Origin of the sequence: Agrilactobacillus yilanensis, from assembly GCF_003946725.1 — a bacterium.
GTDB classification, from domain to species: Bacteria; Bacillota; Bacilli; order Lactobacillales; family Lactobacillaceae; genus Agrilactobacillus; species Agrilactobacillus yilanensis.
This window is the reverse complement of record NZ_RHOY01000001.1, coordinates 1-19,761: the sequence shown is the minus strand read 5'-3', so window position 1 is coordinate 19,761 and position 19,761 is coordinate 1. Positions and strand designations below refer to the sequence as shown.

The 19,761-nt window shown below is 39.1% G+C and carries 15 protein-coding genes; 9 read left to right on the top strand and 6 right to left on the bottom strand.

Annotated features, from left to right (window positions below; translation table 11 throughout):
* Positions 1–210 precede the first annotated feature (210 nt).
* Positions 211–1,647 carry an NAD-dependent succinate-semialdehyde dehydrogenase gene (locus tag EKM93_RS00075; RefSeq protein WP_125711798.1) on the top strand — a complete coding sequence of 479 codons (1,437 nt, stop codon included), beginning with the start codon at positions 211–213 and terminating at the stop codon, positions 1,645–1,647.
* A 482-nt stretch (positions 1,648–2,129) separates the two neighbouring features.
* Here the strand turns inward: EKM93_RS00075 and EKM93_RS00070 are convergent, their stop codons facing one another.
* The 4 genes from EKM93_RS00070 to EKM93_RS00055 all read right to left on the bottom strand — a co-directional run bounded on the left by EKM93_RS00070 (position 2,130) and on the right by EKM93_RS00055 (position 8,585).
* Positions 2,130–3,347 carry an MFS transporter gene (locus tag EKM93_RS00070; RefSeq protein ID WP_125711796.1) on the bottom strand — a complete coding sequence of 406 codons (1,218 nt, stop codon included), beginning with the start codon at positions 3,345–3,347 and terminating at the stop codon, positions 2,130–2,132.
* 132 nt (positions 3,348–3,479) lie between these two features.
* Positions 3,480–4,412: an L-lactate dehydrogenase gene (locus EKM93_RS00065; RefSeq protein WP_125711794.1), complete on the bottom strand. Its 933-nt coding sequence runs from the start codon at positions 4,410–4,412 to the stop codon at positions 3,480–3,482.
* 695 nt (positions 4,413–5,107) lie between these two features.
* Positions 5,108–7,984 (bottom strand): YhgE/Pip domain-containing protein, encoded by a 2,877-nt coding sequence (locus EKM93_RS00060; protein ID WP_125711792.1) that lies wholly within the window; start codon positions 7,982–7,984, stop codon positions 5,108–5,110.
* Between the two features lie 34 nt (positions 7,985–8,018).
* Positions 8,019–8,585, bottom strand: coding sequence for a TetR/AcrR family transcriptional regulator (locus tag EKM93_RS00055; protein ID WP_125711790.1), 567 nt, complete (start codon positions 8,583–8,585; stop codon positions 8,019–8,021).
* Positions 8,586–9,107: 522 nt separating this feature from the next.
* Here EKM93_RS00055 and EKM93_RS00050 point away from each other — a divergent pair.
* The 7 genes from EKM93_RS00050 (at position 9,108) to hemH (ending at position 16,088) form a co-directional block, all read left to right on the top strand.
* Complete coding sequence (locus EKM93_RS00050) at positions 9,108–9,932, top strand: MetQ/NlpA family ABC transporter substrate-binding protein (protein WP_125711788.1); 825 nt, start codon at positions 9,108–9,110, stop codon at positions 9,930–9,932.
* An 11-nt stretch (positions 9,933–9,943) separates the two neighbouring features.
* Positions 9,944–10,966 carry a methionine ABC transporter ATP-binding protein gene (locus EKM93_RS00045; RefSeq protein WP_125711786.1) on the top strand — a complete coding sequence of 341 codons (1,023 nt, stop codon included), beginning with the start codon at positions 9,944–9,946 and terminating at the stop codon, positions 10,964–10,966.
* Positions 10,963–11,625 carry a methionine ABC transporter permease gene (locus EKM93_RS00040; protein ID WP_125711784.1) on the top strand — a complete coding sequence of 221 codons (663 nt, stop codon included), beginning with the start codon at positions 10,963–10,965 and terminating at the stop codon, positions 11,623–11,625. Before EKM93_RS00045 ends, EKM93_RS00040 begins: the two co-directional genes overlap by 4 nt.
* A gap of 54 nt (positions 11,626–11,679) precedes the next feature.
* Positions 11,680–12,867 carry a pyridoxal phosphate-dependent aminotransferase gene (locus tag EKM93_RS00035; RefSeq protein WP_125711782.1) on the top strand — a complete coding sequence of 396 codons (1,188 nt, stop codon included), beginning with the start codon at positions 11,680–11,682 and terminating at the stop codon, positions 12,865–12,867.
* A 174-nt stretch (positions 12,868–13,041) separates the two neighbouring features.
* On the top strand, positions 13,042–13,821 hold the full coding sequence (gene hemQ / locus EKM93_RS00030) for a hydrogen peroxide-dependent heme synthase (protein WP_125711780.1): 780 nt from the start codon (positions 13,042–13,044) through the stop codon (positions 13,819–13,821).
* Complete coding sequence (locus tag EKM93_RS00025; protein WP_125711778.1) at positions 13,802–15,184, top strand: MFS transporter; 1,383 nt, start codon at positions 13,802–13,804, stop codon at positions 15,182–15,184. Before hemQ ends, EKM93_RS00025 begins: the two co-directional genes overlap by 20 nt.
* Positions 15,174–16,088, top strand: coding sequence for a ferrochelatase (gene hemH, locus EKM93_RS00020; protein WP_125711776.1), 915 nt, complete (start codon positions 15,174–15,176; stop codon positions 16,086–16,088). The genes EKM93_RS00025 and hemH overlap by 11 nt, the downstream gene beginning before the upstream one ends.
* Here hemH and EKM93_RS00015 read toward each other — a convergent pair.
* On the bottom strand, positions 16,078–17,142 hold the full coding sequence (locus EKM93_RS00015; RefSeq protein ID WP_125711774.1) for an FUSC family protein: 1,065 nt from the start codon (positions 17,140–17,142) through the stop codon (positions 16,078–16,080). The genes hemH and EKM93_RS00015 overlap by 11 nt on opposite strands.
* Positions 17,143–17,808: 666 nt before the next feature.
* Between EKM93_RS00015 and EKM93_RS00010 the strand changes: the two genes are divergently transcribed.
* Positions 17,809–19,200, top strand: a complete 1,392-nt coding sequence (locus tag EKM93_RS00010; RefSeq protein ID WP_125712324.1) for an L-cystine transporter — start codon at positions 17,809–17,811, stop codon at positions 19,198–19,200.
* Between the two features lie 90 nt (positions 19,201–19,290).
* Here EKM93_RS00010 and EKM93_RS00005 read toward each other — a convergent pair.
* Positions 19,291–19,761, bottom strand: a 471-nt coding sequence (locus EKM93_RS00005) for a zinc-binding dehydrogenase (RefSeq protein ID WP_164506934.1), incomplete at its 5' end; no start/stop codon positions are given.

Sequence of the window (19,761 nt, the reverse complement as noted above, 5' to 3'; positions counted from 1 at the left end):
ATTTATTTATTAAGGCGTCATATATAGTCTTTTGAATAACGATAAAGTAATCAATCTTACAATTGGTCCGTTTTTAAAAAATAAAACATTTGACTATAGCACCAGCACTTGCTACAATTGGGTCATCAAAGTTAGCGCTTACACATTTCTAATCATAGAATAAGATAAACCAAAGCTTTGGTATAAATATTATTCAGGGGGTTTTTGAGTATGGCATATAAAACAGTCAATCCATTTACAAATGAAACAGTAAAGACCTATGATAATAGTACAGATGCACGAGTAGAGGCCGCGATTACGAAGGCCCATAACTTATATAAGTCTTGGCGTGATGATCCCATTAAACCAAGAGCTGATGTCTTACACCGCTTAGCAAAAGTATTTACAGATGATGCTGAAGCATTGGCAAAGGTTTTGACAGAAGATATGGGTAAACTTTATAAAGAAGCTTTAGGTGAAGTTGCCTTATGTGCAGATATCGCTGAATATTATGCAACCAATGCTGAACGGTTATTAGCACCAAAGACGATTCAAACACCAGCTGGACAAGCTGAAGTTTTGAACCGGCCTTATGGGGTATTATTAGCTGTTGAACCTTGGAATTTCCCATATTATCAAATTATGCGGGTATTTGCCCCTTACTTCGTTGCTGGGGATCCAATGTTATTAAAACATGCTTCCAACACACCGGGCTCTGCTGTAGCTTTTGAAGAGGCTGTTAAAAAAGCCGGTGCACCAGACGGCTCTTTCCAAAATCTATTCTTAGCTTATGATCAAATTGATACAGTTTTAGCAGATAAACGCGTTCAAGGTGTTTGCTTAACTGGTTCTGAACGTGGTGGCCGGGCAGTTGCCGCAGCAGCAGGTAAGAACTTGAAGAAATCCACAATGGAATTAGGCGGTAATGATGCCTTTATCGTTTTAGACGATGCGAATATGGATGAAGTTGAAAAAGTCAATGCGGCTGTAAGATTATTCAACTGTGGTCAAGTATGTACTTCCGCAAAACGATTCATCGTTACCGAAAAGAACTATGATCGTTTCTTGGATAATTTGACGAAACAATTTGCCAGTGCCAAAATGGGTGACCCAATGGATCCTGAAACAACATTGGCACCAATGTGCTCTGAGAAAAATAAAAATAATTTACAAAAACAAGTGGACGCAGCAATTGCCGCTGGCGCAACAGTTCACTATGGTAATACACCAGTAGATTTAGAAGGCCAATTCTTCCAACCAACTATCTTAACGGATATTGACCGTGACAACCCGGCTTATTTTGCAGAAATGTTTGGGCCAGTTGCACAAGTTTACAAAGTGAAAGATGAAGCAGCTGCTATTGAATTAGCTAACGATTCTAACCTAGGCTTAGGTGGTATGTTATTCTGTGGTGATGCAAATCATGGGGCTGAAGTTGCTGCTAAAATTGAAACAGGGATGGTTTTTGTTAATACATTCTTGAGTTCTTTACCTGAAATTCCATTCGGTGGGATTAAACAATCTGGGTATGGCCGTGAATTAGGGGATGACTGCATTTATGGTTTTGTAAACCAAGAATTAGTTGTTAAAAACCCAACTGGTAAATTACCAGACTATCGTTTTGGTGGTTTAGCAGCACCTGACTTTATGCCAGCACCTGAAGCTTAATAAACAAATTAAAATTATAATAGCGAGTACCTATCAGAAAGTTGATTTCTGATGGGTATTCGCTATTTATTTGTAATGTATAAGTTGTTTGAGATAGGCGTAACTTTGACGCATAGGTTGACTATCTAAAGAATTTTTCAAGTTAATTTTATATGAGCCTCAGTGTAAAATTCGAAAACAGTGGGGTGATATTTTAAGCGTTCATCAATCCGCTATTGAAAATAAGTTTGTGAACTGAGGGAAATTATGTTATTATAGCCTCTGGTGCCAAACCTATTGAATTAAAAAGACCTTTGTCATTGGATGAAGGCAAGAAACAGCCAGATCAAAAGTTAACTTTTGATCTGGCTGTTTTGTTATGTTTTGCATTAATTTGAATCAAAATTGTAGCTTGTTAAACGCGCTCACTAGAGCAAAACGCTCACCTAACTACGAATTATTCATAAGCGAAGTGCACTTATTTCATAATTCTAGGTTAGTGTTCACGCTTTTTTTAACCGGACTTCTGGTGCGAAGCGCCACAATAGGATGAAGTTTACTAGGAGGAGTAGGGCAGTTGTAATAAAAACGGCATTGTAGTCAAAGATCCCTGCAATAAAACCACCTAATAATGAGCCGAACATGTTGCCTAGAGACTGGAATGATTGGTTCCAACTAAAAATGTAAGAGGTCATGTTTACGGGACTATTTTTAGTTAGGAGTGTTTGAATTTCAGGAAATAGAGCCGCATCAGAAACACCAACCATTAATCTTAAAAAGCCTAAAACCCAGACATTTAAAATTAAACCTTGGGGGAAATACATGACGATGGCGAATAGATAGCCAAATAACAAGACTTTTCCAGAACCGTGGGCATCCCCATAACGGCCTAACTTAGGCGCCATTATAATGTTTGAAATGCCTGGCAAAGCTGCGATAATCCCTGCAACAACGGTTACTGACCCTTGATGATGCATTAGTTCTTTAACATAAAGACTAATAATTGGGGCGATGGAATTGTTACCTAACTGGATAATCATTGTAGATAACATAAGGATAAAGATAAGGCGCGCATTTGGTAAAGCGCGCAAGTTATAGTTTTGTTTTTGATTACCTTCAAGTTTAACTGGAACAAACTGTTCAGTGACAAGACCCCAACTCATTAAAAAGGTGATAACTAATAAAATTGCGGTAATTATAAAGGTTAATCGAATGGAAAAGAGTTGGGCCAAGGCACCACCGATAACCGGACCTAATAACATTCCGCTTGTATAACCTGTTGTTAAAGTACCCAGTGCTGCACCGCTTTTGGCCATTGGCGTTTGAGCAGCGACCAGGGCCTGAGCATTAGGAATATAGCCGGCGAAAATACCTTGAATTGCTCTAAGTAAAATTAACAGCCAAACATTATGCACAAAACCCATCATTGCAAAAACAAAGGCCATGCCTAAAGAAGAGCGTAATAGCATAACTTTGCGGCCTTTTTTATCCGCTAATTTTCCCCATAACGGTGAAGCAATCGCGGTGACTAATGCAGTGGCACCATAAACTAAACCACTATAAATAGTGACTTGTGAACGTGAAAAGTTTCCCATTGTGCCTACGTATAATGACAAAAAAGGCATAATCTCACTAAATGCCACGCCAGCAACAAAAGTGCAAAACCATAAAACGGTTAAATTTCGACGCCATGGCCCTTTGCGCCGTGATTCGTCGTCCAAACTGTCACCTTCTAAATATAAAAAAGTATTTTCTTAAATCATAGCACTAAAAGATTTGATATTGTAACGAAATTATTAGTCAAAAAAACAAGCCAACGCTAGGATAAGCAGTTGGCTTGTTAGAGATTAAGGTTATTGAATGGATTTGAAAGATTCTTTTAATACTTTGGCAGAGTCACAAAGTTTTTTCATATCGGTTTCATTTAAGTCTAATTCAATGATGCGATCTAAGCCGTTAGCGCCGATAATGGCAGGTACACCAATAGATACATCGCTTAGACCATATTCACCATTTAAATGAATGGACATGGCAAATGGACTTAAATCGTTATGCAAAATAGCAGCGGTAATTCGAGTTAAACTGGCGGCAATACCATAAAAGGTTGCACCTTTTTGTTCGATAATACTATAAGCTGAATTTTTTACGGAATCCGCAATTTCATTCAACATAGCTTCTTGCCGTTGTTCAGGAATCCACTGTTTGATGGGTTTGCCACCAATAGCGGTATAATCCCAAACAGGGAATTCTGAATCACCATGTTCACCTAAGATATAACCGCTGACACTGCGGGCATCTACGTTAAAACGTTGACTGATTTCAGAACGTAAACGGGCACTGTCTAGCGCAGTTCCAGAGCCAAGAACTTTATTTCTTGGTAGGCCAGTTGTTTGAACAACCAATTCAGTTAAGATATCCACTGGGTTGCTGGCTAGTAAAATAATGCCATCAAAGCCGCTGTTTGTAATTTGGTTACAAATATCCTTAACAATTGCGGCATTTTTTTGAAGTAATTCCAATCTTGTCTGGCCAGGTCGTTGGGGAATACCAGCAGTAATAACAATTAAGTCGGCATAGCGACAGTCACTATAGTTAGCGGCGTAAATATTCTGTTGTGAAATATAAGGTAGGGCATCGGATAAATCTTCCACATCCCCTTGGACGCGTTTCATATTAATATCTATGATACCGATACTTCTGCCGATACCAGAAGTTAGGCAGTTAAAGGCGAAACTAGAGCCAATGGCACCATCGCCGATTAAAATAATATTTTTAGAGTTCTTCATGAGGTTCCTCCATAATGTTGGTTTCTGAAGTCTGTAACAATATAAAATCGTTTACAATTAGATTTTACACTTTTTGAAACGAAAAAAGAAGCCATAATATTCATAAATTATATGAAATATTATGACTTCTTATAAAATTGAGCCTTATTTACAAGCCAAATTCGGGCTTATGTCGCTTTTATTTTGTGCTCGTTTTTTTGTCACGCTCTGGATCTGAAACGCGTTCACTAGAGCAAAGCTCTCACCTAACTACGTCTAACTTGTAAGCGAAAACCGCTCACGGCGTTAGCCTAGGTTAGTGCTCGAGGCTTTCTCGCTCTAGTTCACGCTCTGGATCTGAAACGCGTTCACTAGAGCAAAGCTCTCGCCTAACTACGCCTAACTTGTAAGCGAAAATCGCTCACGGCGTTAGCCTAGGTTAGTGCTCGAGGCTTTCCCGCTCTAGTTCATGCTCCGGATCTGAAACGCGTTCACTAGAGCAAAGTTCTCACCTAACTACGCCTAACTTGTAAGTGAAAATCGCTCACGGCGTTAGCCTAGGTTAGTGCTCGAAGCTTTCCCGCTCTAGTCCACGCTCTAAACGCGCTCACCAACACTGATTTCTACATATAACTACGCCTTGTTGTTAGTCGCCAGCGACTACCTACCAAGTCTAGGTTATATTACGAAATCAGCCCGTGTTGGTTCACGCTCTGTTATTTTTCAAGGTCTTGTAATTTTTGGTTATCATCCAATTGAGAAGGTACCATAAAATTAGATTCATGGATCTTTTGTAAGATACGCATGCCATAATACAATAAACCGAGGCTAACGGCTAAGAAGATCAGCAATGTGCCCCATGAGGCGAAGACGGTGTTACTGCCTAAGCCAGAGGTGATTGCTTCACGGAAGGCGTTAATGGAATAGGTCATTGGTAAGAATGGATGAATGGCATTAAAGAAGCCATTGGTAACTTCCATTGGGAAGGTACCACCTGAACCACCTAATTGCAGCATCAGGATAACCATCGCTACAAAACGGCCTGGATTATCAAACGTCATCGACAAGAACATAATTAAGAACATGGACGTCAAGGCGAATAATATGGCGGTGAGATAGAATTGGACAACATGGTCAACATCTAAGCCGGCAATGATAATGAAAGTAGCTTCGATAACGGCCATACCCACGGCTACAACGGCACCGACACAGACTTTGCTGAGGAACCATTGGGCGGCAGTACCATCTGTCTTAGAAACTTTACGGATTGGATAAGCAAAGTTGAAGACGATAGCGCCGACATAAAGGGCAACGGATAAAACATAAGGTGCTAAAGCATGACCATAGTTGGAAACGCGACTATAGTAACTATGTTTTGTTTTGGTTGGCGCCGCAAACATATCGGCAGTCTTGCTTGTAGTCTTGATGCCGTTAACTTCATGGGCACCAGTCGTCAAAGCTGTCTTTAAGCTCTTAGAACCATCTGTTAATTTTTGACTGCCATCAGTTAAATCAGCAGAATTGGCAGCAAGTTGACTCGTACCTGAACTCAATGTTTGAACACCGCTGATTAAGGTTGGAATCTGGGCATTCATGCTGCCAATACCACTGGCTAATTGAGTGGCACCACTATTTAAAGTACTGCTATTACGTTTTAATGTTTGACCGCCATCATTTAATTGGCTGACACCATTAACTAACGTTGGTACTTGACTATTTAATTGGCTTAAACCAGTGGTTAACTGACTGATGCCAGAACCTAACTGATCAACACCGCCAGTGTATTGTTGTACACCAGAATTAACTTGAGTGGCACCGGTACTTAATTGGTTGATACCACTCGTCAACGTTGGTACAGAACCATTTAATTGGGTTAAACCACTGGATAACTGACTGGCACCACTTGTCAAACCGGTTTGATTGCCAGAACCAGCTAAAGCAGTTTGGACACTAGCTAAGCCACTATTTAATTGGGTAATTGCTTGAACGGCACCAGGTAAAGCTTGGTTAGAAGCCGTTGCTAGTTGATTAACACTCGTTTGTAATTGCGTTAATTGGCCACTCAATTGCTGTAATTGCGGTGCAGCTGTTTGAATGGCTTGTAAATTAGTACCAATTGCTCGATTGGCAGTACCAGCTGCTTGTAAATCAGCAGCGATACTTTGCAGCGCACTCGTAATATCAGAACTTGTATTCGCTGTTTGACTTGCTAAACTTTGTTGGATTACGGTTGAAACAGTTGTTTGATCCGCATCGGATAGTTGGGTGCCACTATTTGTCAAAGCACTAACAATTTGTGCAGTTATTGCACTGGCTTCAGAAGTTGTATCGGTATTTGCACCACTGGCCGCAGCTTGAATACTACTCAAACTTTGACCAGCACTTGTTAAATAGCCGCCTAATGTTTGTGCTTGGTTACCAATATCCGTCAAGTTATCCGTTAAACCACCCGCAATATTGGTTGTACTAGAACTACCTTGTAAACTTTGATTTAATTGTTGTAGACCGCTGTTAATTTGTGGTAAAGCGGTAGTTAATTGCGTTATTTGCGCTTGCTGTGTTGGAGTATTGCTGGCAGATAGTGCGGTTTCTAACTGGTTCAAACCATTAGATAACTGCATTGAGCCAGAAGTCAATTGATTAACACTGCTTGTTAATGGTAATGTTTGGGCTGCCATTTGAGCTAAGCCGTCAGCAACTTGTGCACTACCGCTGTTTAAAGTACTGGAATTAGCTGTTAATTGTTGTTGGCCGCTTTGGAGTTGTGTGCCACCATCGGCTAATTGCTGAACACCGCTGGCAAGGGTTCCGGTGCTACCATTTAGAGTACTAATACCATCGGCTAAAGTATCTACGCCTGCTGTATAGGTCCCTAAACCAGTTGCCAGACTATTAGAGCCGTCTGCTAATTGCTGAACGCCGGTTGCTAGTGGTGAAACACTAACACTGAGCGTCTGGACACCATCATTAACTTGAGAAACGCCCGCTGTATACTGATTTAAGCCATTGTTTAAAGTAACTAAGCCAGTATTTACTTGTGAAGCTCCAGTGGCCGCTTGACCCATGCCTTTACCAATAACATGTAACTGATCAAACATAGCACTAGCATAAGCATTAGTGACCGCAGCGCGAATTTGTTTGTCTAAACCACTCACACCCACACTACTGATGACTTCACCAATATAGTTCAAAGAATCATTAGTTTTGTAATTCAGAACCATTTTTTTAGGGTGCTTATTCATTAAAGTTGCTGCATTTTTAGAAAAATCTTTAGGAATCGTGATAATTGTATAATACTTCTTATCTTTCATACCCACTTTAGCTTCATTAGCGGAAACAAAACGCCAACCAAGCTGCTTATTTTTCTTTAATTTTTTAACGGTTTCTTTCCCAACATTTAAAGTCTCACCATTATATTTAACGGCTTTATCTTTGTTAACGACAGCTACTGGCAAATCTTGAGTGTTGCCATAAGGATCCCAAACCGATTTTAAGAAGAAAATCGAATATAAAAAGGGGATAATCGTCATTACAATGACTGAGACTAAAATTAGCCGATTGTGGCCAATAAACTTCCATTCATTTTTAATCATAAATTGTAGATGCTCCCTAAAAATAGTTATTCAATTAATTCGTTTTGATTTCGCTCAACTGCAATTCCAATAGTTGCCGGAATTGTTCATGCCGTTTTTTTTCATCGGTCGGCAAGAAACCCATAATTTCTAAAACGATAAAGCCAAAAACTGAACTAATTAAAGTTTGTACATATGCGTCTTCATCCATAGTCTTTAATGTCACACTATGAACAAGTGTATTTAATAAATCTAATATCTTAGCCATCGCTAGATAGAATTCACTTTTTGTACCATAAGTATGAACTTGATAAAGCAGTTCGACAGATCTATGTTGGCTCTCAAAGTAGGTATGGGCAATATCTGCATATTTTTGAAAGGCAGCTTTGCCCGACAACCCAATAAGACCTTCAATTAATTGTTGGTACAGATCTTCTAAAAAGCGTGCACCCAGCTGCTCAACCAAATCATCCAAGTTTTTGAAATAATTGTAAAGTGATTGTGAGCGAATATCTAAGTCTTTAGATAGCCGCTGAAACGTTAAGGCAACAACGCCGTCATTATAAACAATCTCTTGAGCTTGTTGGATAATCTGTTCGTGATCCAAGCGCTTGCGGCTCATAATAGGACCTCCATTCTCTATTTTTCTACAAGTTGTAATTCTACAACGACTATTAGAAATTATCAAGCTACATTTAGTATTGATTTGTCTTATAGGAAGAAAAAATTTTTAACGGTTTAATTTGACAATTTTAATCTATTAGATTACTATTAGATTCATATTAAACGTATCATTAAATATTAATTGTTATGGTGTTGCGGAGAATAGTAACCATTAAAGTACTTCTTAAGAGACTGCTTCTAGGCTGAAAGAGCAGGTTGAAAATTTTGGCGAAGATGAGCTCCAAATCACTTGATGCGAGTGCAAGCTCAATTCACGGGAGAATCCGTTATAATTCTAGGCATGTTGGTGCTGATGAGGTGTCTTTTTGACACAAATTTGGGTGGTATCACGAAATAATTTCGTCCCTTGTAAACTACAATTGTAGCTTGCAAGGGACTTTTTTTATTCGATGATAAAAATCTAATGATTATTATTTTTTTAATACAGTTTAATTAATATATTTTAAGGGGATCATCAATTATGAAGATAAGTAAGAAAATTATTTTATGCTTTGCGGCATTAGTTAGTAGTATTACGTTAGGCGCATTTGCTGGGCAACAAACAGCACAAGCAGCAGAAACTAAAACAATTGGGGTTGCGCCAGGGCCTTATGGAGACATGGCCAAAGATGTTATTGGCCCTTTGTTGAAGAAAAAAGGCTACGATGTCAAAATTAAGGAATTTAATGATTATGTTCAACCCAATAAAGCCTTAAATTCAGGTTCAATTGACGCTAACTTGTTCCAACATACTGCTTATTTGAAGACCTTTGCTTCAGCCAATGATTTGAAGTTAACTGCTGTTGGCCAGACACCAACGTTGGGGATGGGGATCTATTCTAAGAAAATTAAGTCTTTGAAAAATCTAAAATCTGGGGATACTGTAGCGATTGCGAACGATCCTTCTAACCTATTACGTTCATTGCAATTATTGGAAAAAAATAAGTTGATTACATTAAAGAAAAACGTCAATTCTGCCAAAGCTAGTATTGATGATATTGCTAAGAACCCTAAAAATTTAAAATTTAAGACTTTGGATGCAGCACAATTACCACAATCACGTAGCACAGTGACAATTGCCTTAATCCCTGGTAACTATTCATGGAATGCTAATTTAAAACCATCTAGTGCGTTGAAATTAGAACATCTCAGTAAAGATTACATGGAAGTTTTTGTAGTACGGACAAAGGATAAAAATACAAAATTTGGTAAAGCAGTTACGAGTGTTTTGAAGAGCAAAGCCTTTAAGAAAGCTATTGCAAAGTCTGAATTTAAGGATTTTCAAAAACCAGCCTCATGGAAATAGGAGTTTTATAAATGAGTCAAATTGAAATCAATGATGTTTCTGTCGTATTTAAAGATCATGCCCAAGCCATTAAGGCAGTTTCAAATGTTTCTTTATCTATCGAAAAAGCAGAAGTGTTTGGCATTGTCGGCTTATCCGGGGCTGGCAAATCTACCTTAGTGAGAACAATTAACGGTTTACAAAAACCAACATCCGGGCATGTTATTGTGGACGGTGTCAATATAACGCAAGCTTCTAAAAAACGGTTAGCCCAGGCAAGACAAAAAATGGGCTTTATTTTTCAAAATTTCAACTTAGTTGCTAATCGGACAATTGCCCAAAATATTGCATTTGCCCTTACAGCCGGCGGTTATCCAAAAGAGAAACAAGCCGATCGAATTAATGAGTTATTAGGTCTTGTAGGTTTAGCCGATCGTTTGGATAATTATCCTGGGCAGTTATCCGGGGGCCAAAAGCAACGGGTAGGGATTGCGCGCGCACTAGCCAATGATCCAGATATTTTACTTTGTGATGAAGCAACGAGTGCATTGGATACGGAAACTGCTGAAGAAATTGTCGAGATTTTAAAAGATATTAATGAGCGCCTGCATATCACAATTGTCTTTATTACCCATCAACTAGAGGTAGCCAAGCGGTTATTTGATCGGGTAGCAGTCATGGAAGATGGTAAAGTTGTTGAACAAACGACAGCATATGATCTTTTTGCAGATCCTCAGTCAGCTATGAGTCAACGTTTAGTCGGTCGATTCTTAGATACAGAAGTGCCTGATGAAGTTCGATTTAAACTGCGAAAAACGCCGGGGCAATTATTGTCATTACGTTATCGCGGTGAGGATTCTTTGGATCCAATCATTACGAAGATCGCTACTGAAACAGGGGTTGATGTGAATATTTTGCAGGGCCGAATTGAATATATTCAGTCTAGAGCAATTGGGGTATTGGCAGTTTTTGTAACTGGAGAAGATAGTGCGGTGCAGCAAGCTATTACGCAGTTTAAAGCACAAGTTGATTATGTAAGGGCGGTGACATTATGAGTGAAACCATTCAAATTTTACAGCAGAATTTAGGACAGGCGTTGTGGGAAACGGCGGAAATGGTCTTAATTTCTGGAATTATTGGGGTTGTTTTAGGGACGTTATTTGGGATCTTTTTATATTATTTCTCTAATCCGCTTTTTTCTTACAAGCCTTGGGTTAATGCTACTGTGGGCTTCATTGTAAATGCCATTCGTTCTTTTCCATTTTTAATTTTGATGGTTGTCTTAATTCCACTGGCACGTGTTTTAGCAGGTGACCCTTATACCCCAATGGGCGGTACAGTTTCACTATCTATCGCGGCAATTCCGTTTTATGCGCGCTTGGCAGAGGGTTCTTTTACCGATGTGGATCAAGGTGTTGTAGAGGCAGCTTGTGCCACAGGAGCCAGTTTTGGGTTGATTTTCCGTCAAGTCCTCTTCCCAGAAGCGTTACCGTCTTTAATTCGGGGATTTGTACTAACTCTAATCAGTTTGCTAGGCTATTCTGCAATGGTCGGGACAATTGGTGCTGGTGGTGTGGGGAATTTAGCCATTCAGTTCGGTTATAATCGCTACGAAACAGGCGTTTTAATTGTTGTTATTGTGATTTTAGTTGTCATTGTTCAAGTTGTACAGTGGCTTGGTGATAAGTTAGCCAGTCATTTCACCCGGGCTTAGTTTGTCAGAAATATAAATTTTAACTGTTTTACCATTACTTAGGAGGTAATTTCTTTGAATTTTCCAGAATCAGATATTTTACAGCAACTACCAAAGCAGTTTTTTGCAAATTTAGTTAGTAAAGTTAATGCAAAGGCAGCTTCAGGCGTAGATGTCATTAACTTAGGTCAAGGTAATCCAGATCAACCAACACCAGAATTTATTGTGGACAGTTTGAAACAGGCTGCTGAAAATCCACAGAATCATAAGTATTCTTTGTTCAGAGGGATGCCTAGATTTAAAAAGGCTGCGGCTGATTTTTATAAACGAGAATATGGTGTTGATTTAGACCCAGAAAAAGAAATCGCCGTTTTAGGTGGTTCTAAAACGGGTCTGGTGGAATTACCATTAGCCTTGATGAATCCTGGAGAAACATTGTTGTTACCTGATCCGGGTTATCCAGATTATTTGTCCAGTGTTTCGTTGGCACAAATTAAATTGGAACTCTTCCGATTAAAAGCCGAAAATAACTTTTTACCAGATTATAATGAAATTGATCCTAAAGTAGCGGCAGCAGCTAAATTTCTGTATTTAAACTATCCTAATAATCCAACCGGTGCAGTGGCAAACTCAGAATTCTTTGAACAAACGGTGGCTTTCGCTAAAGAAAAGCAAATCGGTATTGTCCATGATTTTGCTTATGGTGCCATTGGCTTTGATGGTCAAAAACCGGTGAGCTTTTTGCAGACACCAGGTGCTAAAGAGGTGGGGATTGAGATGTATACACTCTCCAAATCTTATAATATGGCCGGTTGGCGTGTGGCATTTGCAGCTGGGAATGCGGATATTATTGAAGCGATTAATTTAATTCAAGATCATTTATTTGTCAGTATTTTCCCAGCAATTCAAGATGCTGGTATTACAGCGTTAGATAGTGATCAAAGTACGGTGCACAAATTAGTGGCTTTATATGAAAAACGGCGCAATGAATTTTGGTCTGCTGCTCGGGCTATTGGTTGGGAACCTTATCCGTCAGGTGGGTCATTTTATGCTTGGATGCCGGTACCAGAAGGTTACACAAGTGAACAATTTGCCGACTTATTATTAGATGAAGCAGGTGTGGCTGTTGCGCCAGGTACTGGTTTTGGTGCTGGCGGGGAAGGCTATGTTCGTGTAGGCCTGTTGATTGATGAACCACGGTTTACCGAAGCTTGTCAACGAATTGCTAAGCTACACTTATTTGATAAAGTTAAGACAAAATAGCATTAACTTAAAAAGGACTATTCTTAACAAGTCCTTTTTTAATTTATCTTGAATTAGCGAGTGCTTCTAGTTGCATTAAATAAAGTTATTACTATAAACTAATAATATGGATTCTTTCTTAATTGGGAGTATTCATAGGTCTTATTTATAATTATTTTAATAGGGAGGCTTTTGATGGAAAAACCGGTAGAAACATTAGAAGGTTGGTACTGTTTACATCTCTTTTGGCAAATTGATTGGGGGAGCTGGACGCAACAGTCACAAGACACACAGCAACAGCAGGTACAGCAGTTTGAAGCATTTCTAAAGGCACTAACGGTATTTGAACAGGAACATCAAGGGAGTCATTATTTATTTAATGTTTCGGGACACAAGGCAGATTTGGGTTTGATGGTGTTAAGAGAGACGCTGGATGAGTTGAATGAATTGGAAACAAATTTAGATAAGTTACCATTATTTTTTAACCTATATAAAGCAAATTCGTTCGTTTCCGTAACCGAAGTCGGAACTTATACAGGAAAGCCCACATCTGAAAAAGGTTGGGCTTATGTAGAGGCACATTTGAAACCTGAACTACCTAAAGAACCCTATATTTGTTTTTATCCAATGTCTAAGTTACGTCTGCCAGATGCCAATTGGTACACGTTGACTTATGAACAGCGGCAACAGTATATGCATGAACATGGGGTCGTAGGGCGGACTTATGCAGGCAAAATTTGGCAGTTTATCACAGGCGCTATTGGATTAGATGATTATGAATGGGGTGTGACTTTGTTTGCCCAAGAGCCATTAATGTTCAAAAAAATCATTGCTGAGATGCGTTATTACGAAGCAAGTTCAGTTTATGGTGAATTTCCATATTTTATTGTTGGGACCTACTTAGATCAAGCCAAACTACAAAATTTATTTTTGAATCAGTTGGGGGCAGATGTAGATGACAGAAGCAAAGACTAAGACACCGATTTGGCTGTATGCAATTGCTGTATTTATTACACAAATGGATGGTGGTGCGGTTTCTTCATTGCTGCCCGCAATTACACGTAGTTTTCAATTATCTTCAATTAGCGCTTCCTGGGTTGCTGGTTTATACACTTTAGGGTTAGTAATCGGTACGCCGATTGCTGCGAATCTTTCGGACTTATATGGTACAAAAAAAGTATTTTTAGCAGAACTTATTTTATGGTTTATCGGTAGTTTGATCACGTTTACAGCACCTAATTATTATGTCATGCTAGGCGGTCGTTTAGTTCAAGCTTTAGGTGATGGTGGCATTATTGTACTGTCGATTAATGCTGTCTTGGCCGTAGCGAAGCAAAAGCAACAAGGTCGAAAAGTCTCTATCATCGGTGTTATTGCCGGATTATCGGCCATTTTTGGACCAATTATTGCGGGTATTTCAATTGGCATTTCTGGCAGCTGGCGTTTATTTTATGGCTTGATGCTACCAGTATTGGTTATTTTACTATTATTAGCTTGGCGTTTTTTGGACAATACGCCGGGACAACCTGGCAAAAAAACAGACTATTTAGGCATTATTACGTTTACAATAGCTTTATCTAGTTTGATGTTAGCTTTAACTTTTGCCCAGCACTTTAATACTTATGCCTTTTTAATTTTGATTTTACTTGTAGTTGGCTTGATTAGTGGTGAATTATTTATTCGTTTTGAACGGCGTTTGGATCAAAACCACTTATCTTTCTTGCCGCTGCATTTATTAAAAAAACCAGCCTATACTTTAACTATTTTGTTAGGGGCTTTGGGCGGCATGCTATTCTCTGTATTTGTTTATATTCCAACTTTTGTGCATACAACTTTTGGACTGCCGATTAGATTATCCGGGATGGTCCTTGTGGGCACCGGGGTCGGCAGTATTTTAGGTTCTTATTTAGGTGGCGTGCTGGTAGACAAACGCGGAATCCGCAGTGCACTTTTATGGTCTAGTTTGGTGATTGGCAGCTCTAGTTTGCTAATTGCTTTAACATTGAGTAGTTTAAGAATGTTTATGATCTTTTCCTTTATTTTTGGGATTGGTTTAGGTGGTTTAATGTCTGCACCATTACAAGTCATTGCTGGGCGATTGGCGGATCCAAGCGATCATGCGCAGGCCATCGGTGGTTTATCCACAATGAAAAAAATAGGGGTCACGATTGCACCGCTATTATTTGCCACTGTCTTACAGCTGAGTGCAAAAGACGGCGTCATGGGTCTTGCATCTTATCGGAATATGTTTATCGTAATTATCTTTATTGCAGTTGCCTGTGCGATTGTAACTGTTAAAATGCCCCTTGAAAGGAGTCTCAAAGAACGTGTCTACTAAAAAAGTAGCAATTTTATTGATGGCCTTTGGGACCCCTAATGAGACAGCGGATATCTTGCCTTATTACACGCATATTCGGCATGGCCATCAGCCGAATGCGGCACTTTTAGAGGCGTTACAACGGCGTTATGACGCTATTGGTGGCACGTCACCTTTAGCAGAAATCACGTTGGCCCAAGTAGCCGGTGTGCGGCAGGCCTTTATGGCAGACACATCAGTGACAGTCTTTTTAGGGTTACGGCATATTGCGCCGTTTATTGAGGACGTTGCCGCGGAAATTGGACAAGCGGGTTATCAAGAAGTTTATGGGTTATCATTAATGGCTCATTATTCTACTTATTCGACCAAAGATTATCATCAAGTAGCAAGACAGAGTCTAAAAGTATTTCCAGAAGTTCAGTATCATGAGGTCAATGGTTTTGATCAGATGCCAACGCTGGAAAAATTTTGGGCACAGCAAATTCAACAATTGCAGGTTGCTTTGCCTCAACAGACAACTAAGGTGATTTTTTCTGCCCATTCATTGCCTTTAAAAACGGCGGCTGATGATCCCTATTCGCAAAATGTGCTGAAAAACGCAGCGGCGATAGCAAAGCTTGCGCAATTAAATGCAGCAGACTACACTGTCACTTGGCAGTCCGCTGGTAGAACGGCAGAGCCTTGGATTGGTCCAAGTTTAACTGATGTGGTGGCCCAAGTATTGACCCAGGGCACTGTGAAGCAGATTCTTTCCGTACCAATCGGATTTATTAATGACAATTTAGAAATTAATTATGATTTAGATATTGAACTAGCAAAACAGGTTGAAACATTAGGTGGGCATTGGCACAGAGCAGCGATGCCTAATGACGATCCTGCGTTAATTGAAGCGTTAGTGCAACGTCTGAAACAAGTTATGGATTGAGAGACGTTTTATGTCTGTTAGCAATAAAGCGGTGTACTAAGTTGAAAATTAGGCAAAATGCAGCGGCGAAAACAGCACCAATAAAATTATTTTGGATTCGAAAAAGGATGGAATGATCAACGCCATAAATTGTTGTTGCTAACATTAATCCTCCAAAACAATTTAAAACAGTTGTTAAGAAATAAGTTGCTGTATAACCAATTAAAAAACCAGCCATCGGACCGATGAGCAGTGTCAGCGCACTAGGTAACTGTTTGTAAATCAGGCCAAATAGCAAAGAGCCGCAAATGACACCACCAATTCTCAGCCAAACGCGACCTCTGATTTCATCTGAATTTGGCAATAAGACAGACATACAGGCATAGCCTAGCCAAACAACTCGAGGCAGGTGCCATAGTTGGCCAAGAAATAGGCCAAGACTGACGCCTAAAGCTAAACGAACTTGCCAGCGACATTTGGCATCTTTTAGAGTGAAATTTTGAAATAGTGTTTGAACTTGCCGCTGTGGATCCTTTTGCCGATGTTTCGCAACCATGATGGTACCGCAAATAATCAGACCTAAGCCTAGTTCTAATAGGCGTAGATGCATTAAATGGCCGTTGACGGGTGTATTACTAATAAAAAGGTAACTAAAAACATAAATACCGGCATTGCCCATGATGGGTTCATCGGCGGTTAAGATTAAAATCAGCAGTAAAAAGATTAAATTTATGAAGAAATAGAGTAAGGGCTGTTTTAGACTATTGATGTAGCTACTAGCAGCCATTAAAATAAAACTGAAAGTCATGGCACCTAAGCTGTGTTTGATATTATAGCCATAAGGTACAAATCGAATGCCCAATAAAATGCAAAATAAACTAACGGCGACACTACTATTAGCTTCATCAAAATAGTAATTCAATCCAGCAATGAAGAGAATTGCAAAGGCGATTAATAGGGTGCTTCGAAGGGTTAAAACACCATAAATATAAGCTGTTTCTTTATAATTTTTAGCATGCTTTAAATGCTGCTTTAAAACGAGGGGACTGAGTTGCAGTGCTTGATAAAGTGACATAAGTGCCTCCGATTAAATTCGTAAATTGTAGCATTGAAAAAAATATCAAATCTAATAAGAGATGTCAATTTCGTCTAAAATAGGCATTTATAGAATTTTGACAAATAACGTGAATCGTTGAGGCTATTAGGATAAACGTTCGTTAGCTATCGAAATAGATTGCTATATTTTTTCAAATCATTCGTTAGGAAATTAAAGTTTAAATTATGATTAGAAATCAGAAAATTAAAAAAATTTCTTGACAATGTGGAAATGGGCGCCTAAACTGAAAACATTAAATAACGATGAGAGGAATGAATTTTATGTCTGCAATTCAAACTAATGAAATGATGTGTTGTTGTATGATGCAAGCCACAATGTGTGCTGGCCTAGTTCAACGTACATCTTTCCAGTTTGAAGTGTTTTGACAATATTCAGTTAAAAAACTGAGTTGAAATTCAGACTTTTTACGAAAGAGCTGTCGACTAGGTGTTTAGTGCACTTAGTTGACGGCTCTTTTTTGTTTTCAAGGAGGCGGTGCCCGTTGGATTGTCCAATGTCCCAGTGTTTTACCAATTTTATTATTAACAAGACGTAATCAGAAGTTGATTTTCTAGGTTGATATAAATTTAAAAGTGAAGCCTAAAAATAACTTTAGATATACGTTTATCTCAGGAGGATTAGATGATGCGTATTTGGTTAACAGTTCTAATTGTTGTTTTAAGTGCAGTTATTTTAGGCGGCTTAGTTTGGCTGCAACGTAAGCATGTGAAGTTTACAAAGCGTGTGTTTTTGGCGCTATTATTAGGGATTGGCTTTGGCTTGATCTTACAGCTATCATTAGGTACAGATAATAAAAGTTTAACAACGGCCATTGATTGGTTAAATATTGTAGGTGCAGGTTATGTAAGTTTGTTAAAAATGTTAGTCATTCCTTTGATTTTTGTGTCGTTGGTTGGCGCATTTATTAAATTAGAGGATGCCGGTAATCTGAAAAAAATAACGTCCAGTGTTTTAGGCCTTTTATTAGTGACAACTGCTATTTCAGCATTAATTGGCATTGGCTCAGTATTAGCATTTAATTTGCAGGGGGCTAAATTTATTGATGGGGCGACTGCTGCTAAAAGTAGCTTAGCCGTTTTACAGGAACACCAAACTGAATTAAAAGGGCTAACTTTAACAGGTCAAATTGTTAGTTTCATTCCAACAAATATTGTTTCAGATTTTGCTGAAACTCGGGCGACAAGTACGATTGCTGTCGTTATTATCTCAGTATTCACGGGTATTGCTTATTTAGGTATTCGGCGTAAAGAACCAAAACAAGCACAAACTTTTGCAACTGGATTTGAAGCAATTCATGCGATCGTCAGCCGAATTGTCACTTTAGTTTTACGGCTAACGCCTTATGGTATTTTTGCTTTGATGACCCGCGCAACAGCAACAAATAGTATTCAAGCGATTGGTAATCTAGGTATCTTTATTGTTGCAGCCTATGTCGCATTATTTATTGTATTGATAATACATACAATTATTTTGATTGCCAATGGGATTAATCCAGTACTTTATTATAAAAAAGCTTGGCCAGCACTTATCTTTGCCTTTACTTCACGGACGAGTGCAGGGACATTACCGTTGAATATCAAAACTCAAACAGAATCTTTGGGCGTACCTTCTACAATTGCTAATTTTGCAGGTAGCCTAGGCTTAACGATTGGTCAAAATGGGTGTGCCGGTGTTTATCCCGCAATGATTGCAACGATTATTGCACCAACTGTAGGTATTAATGTCTTATCACCGCAATTCATCTTGAGTCTTATTTTAACGGTCACTATCGCTTCCTTTGGGGTTGCTGGCGTCGGTGGCGGGGCCACTTTTTCAACATTGATGGTCTTAGGCGTTTTGAATTTACCAGTTAGCATCATGGCTGTGATTATTGCCATTGACCCAATTGTAGATATGGCCAGAACTTTAGTAAATGTAAACGACAGTATTTTAGCAGGTGTATTGACTGCTAAGTATACCGGAGAGTTAGACACCGCCGTTTTACGCACAAAAGATAACATCGTCGTTCAAGCATAATAGGAAAAAGCGTGTAACAAAAAGGGCAGGATCAAAATTTTGATCCTGTCCTTTTTTTGTTAGTTAAAGATTGATTGTGTTTATTAGAAATTAGTCCCCAGGTTTGTAATCTTCATCAATGATTAAAACAGGTTTGATTGTAACCCCTTTACCGGAGTCCGCATTGGCTTCGTTAATATCTTCAAATTTATAGAATTTGATCGTCTTATCGAAATCAAACATGCCTTGACGATAGAAGCGAATCAAACGAGGTACGTCAATTTGTGGAATAGAATCCCCCATGTTAACCCCAATGACTGCTTTGTCATTGACGCAAAGGCTGTTCCAAGTATCCAAATCAATGTGATTTGGTGTAACTGCGATACATGCAGAAACGCCGCCTTGAGCTAACGCTTCAATGGAATCTTCCATTACGGATGTAATCCCAGTTGTATCTACGGTGTAGTTTACGCCAAAGCCACCAGTTAATTCACGGATAGCTTCCACAGCGTTTTCATTTTTACTATTGATAACGTGGGTTGCCCCTAATTCTTTAGCCAATTCTAGTCTGGAGTCAACGAT

Excerpts from the sequence above, each read along its gene's own strand:
- EKM93_RS00075 (WP_125711798.1), top strand. The coding sequence starts at position 211 with ATGGCATATAAAACAGTCAATCCATTTACAAATGAAACAGTAAAGACC.
- hemQ (WP_125711780.1), top strand. The coding sequence starts at position 13,042 with ATGGAAAAACCGGTAGAAACATTAGAAGGTTGGTACTGTTTACATCTC.
- EKM93_RS00065 (WP_125711794.1), bottom strand. The coding sequence starts at position 4,412 with ATGAAGAACTCTAAAAATATTATTTTAATCGGCGATGGTGCCATTGGC.
- EKM93_RS00055 (WP_125711790.1), bottom strand. The coding sequence starts at position 8,585 with ATGAGCCGCAAGCGCTTGGATCACGAACAGATTATCCAACAAGCTCAA.
- EKM93_RS00015 (WP_125711774.1), bottom strand. The coding sequence starts at position 17,142 with ATGTCACTTTATCAAGCACTGCAACTCAGTCCCCTCGTTTTAAAGCAG.
- EKM93_RS00045 (WP_125711786.1), top strand. The coding sequence starts at position 9,944 with ATGAGTCAAATTGAAATCAATGATGTTTCTGTCGTATTTAAAGATCAT.
- EKM93_RS00050 (WP_125711788.1), top strand. The coding sequence starts at position 9,108 with ATGAAGATAAGTAAGAAAATTATTTTATGCTTTGCGGCATTAGTTAGT.
- EKM93_RS00040 (WP_125711784.1), top strand. The coding sequence starts at position 10,963 with ATGAGTGAAACCATTCAAATTTTACAGCAGAATTTAGGACAGGCGTTG.
- EKM93_RS00010 (WP_125712324.1), top strand. The coding sequence starts at position 17,809 with ATGCGTATTTGGTTAACAGTTCTAATTGTTGTTTTAAGTGCAGTTATT.
- EKM93_RS00060 (WP_125711792.1), bottom strand. The coding sequence starts at position 7,984 with ATGATTAAAAATGAATGGAAGTTTATTGGCCACAATCGGCTAATTTTA.
- EKM93_RS00025 (WP_125711778.1), top strand. The coding sequence starts at position 13,802 with ATGACAGAAGCAAAGACTAAGACACCGATTTGGCTGTATGCAATTGCT.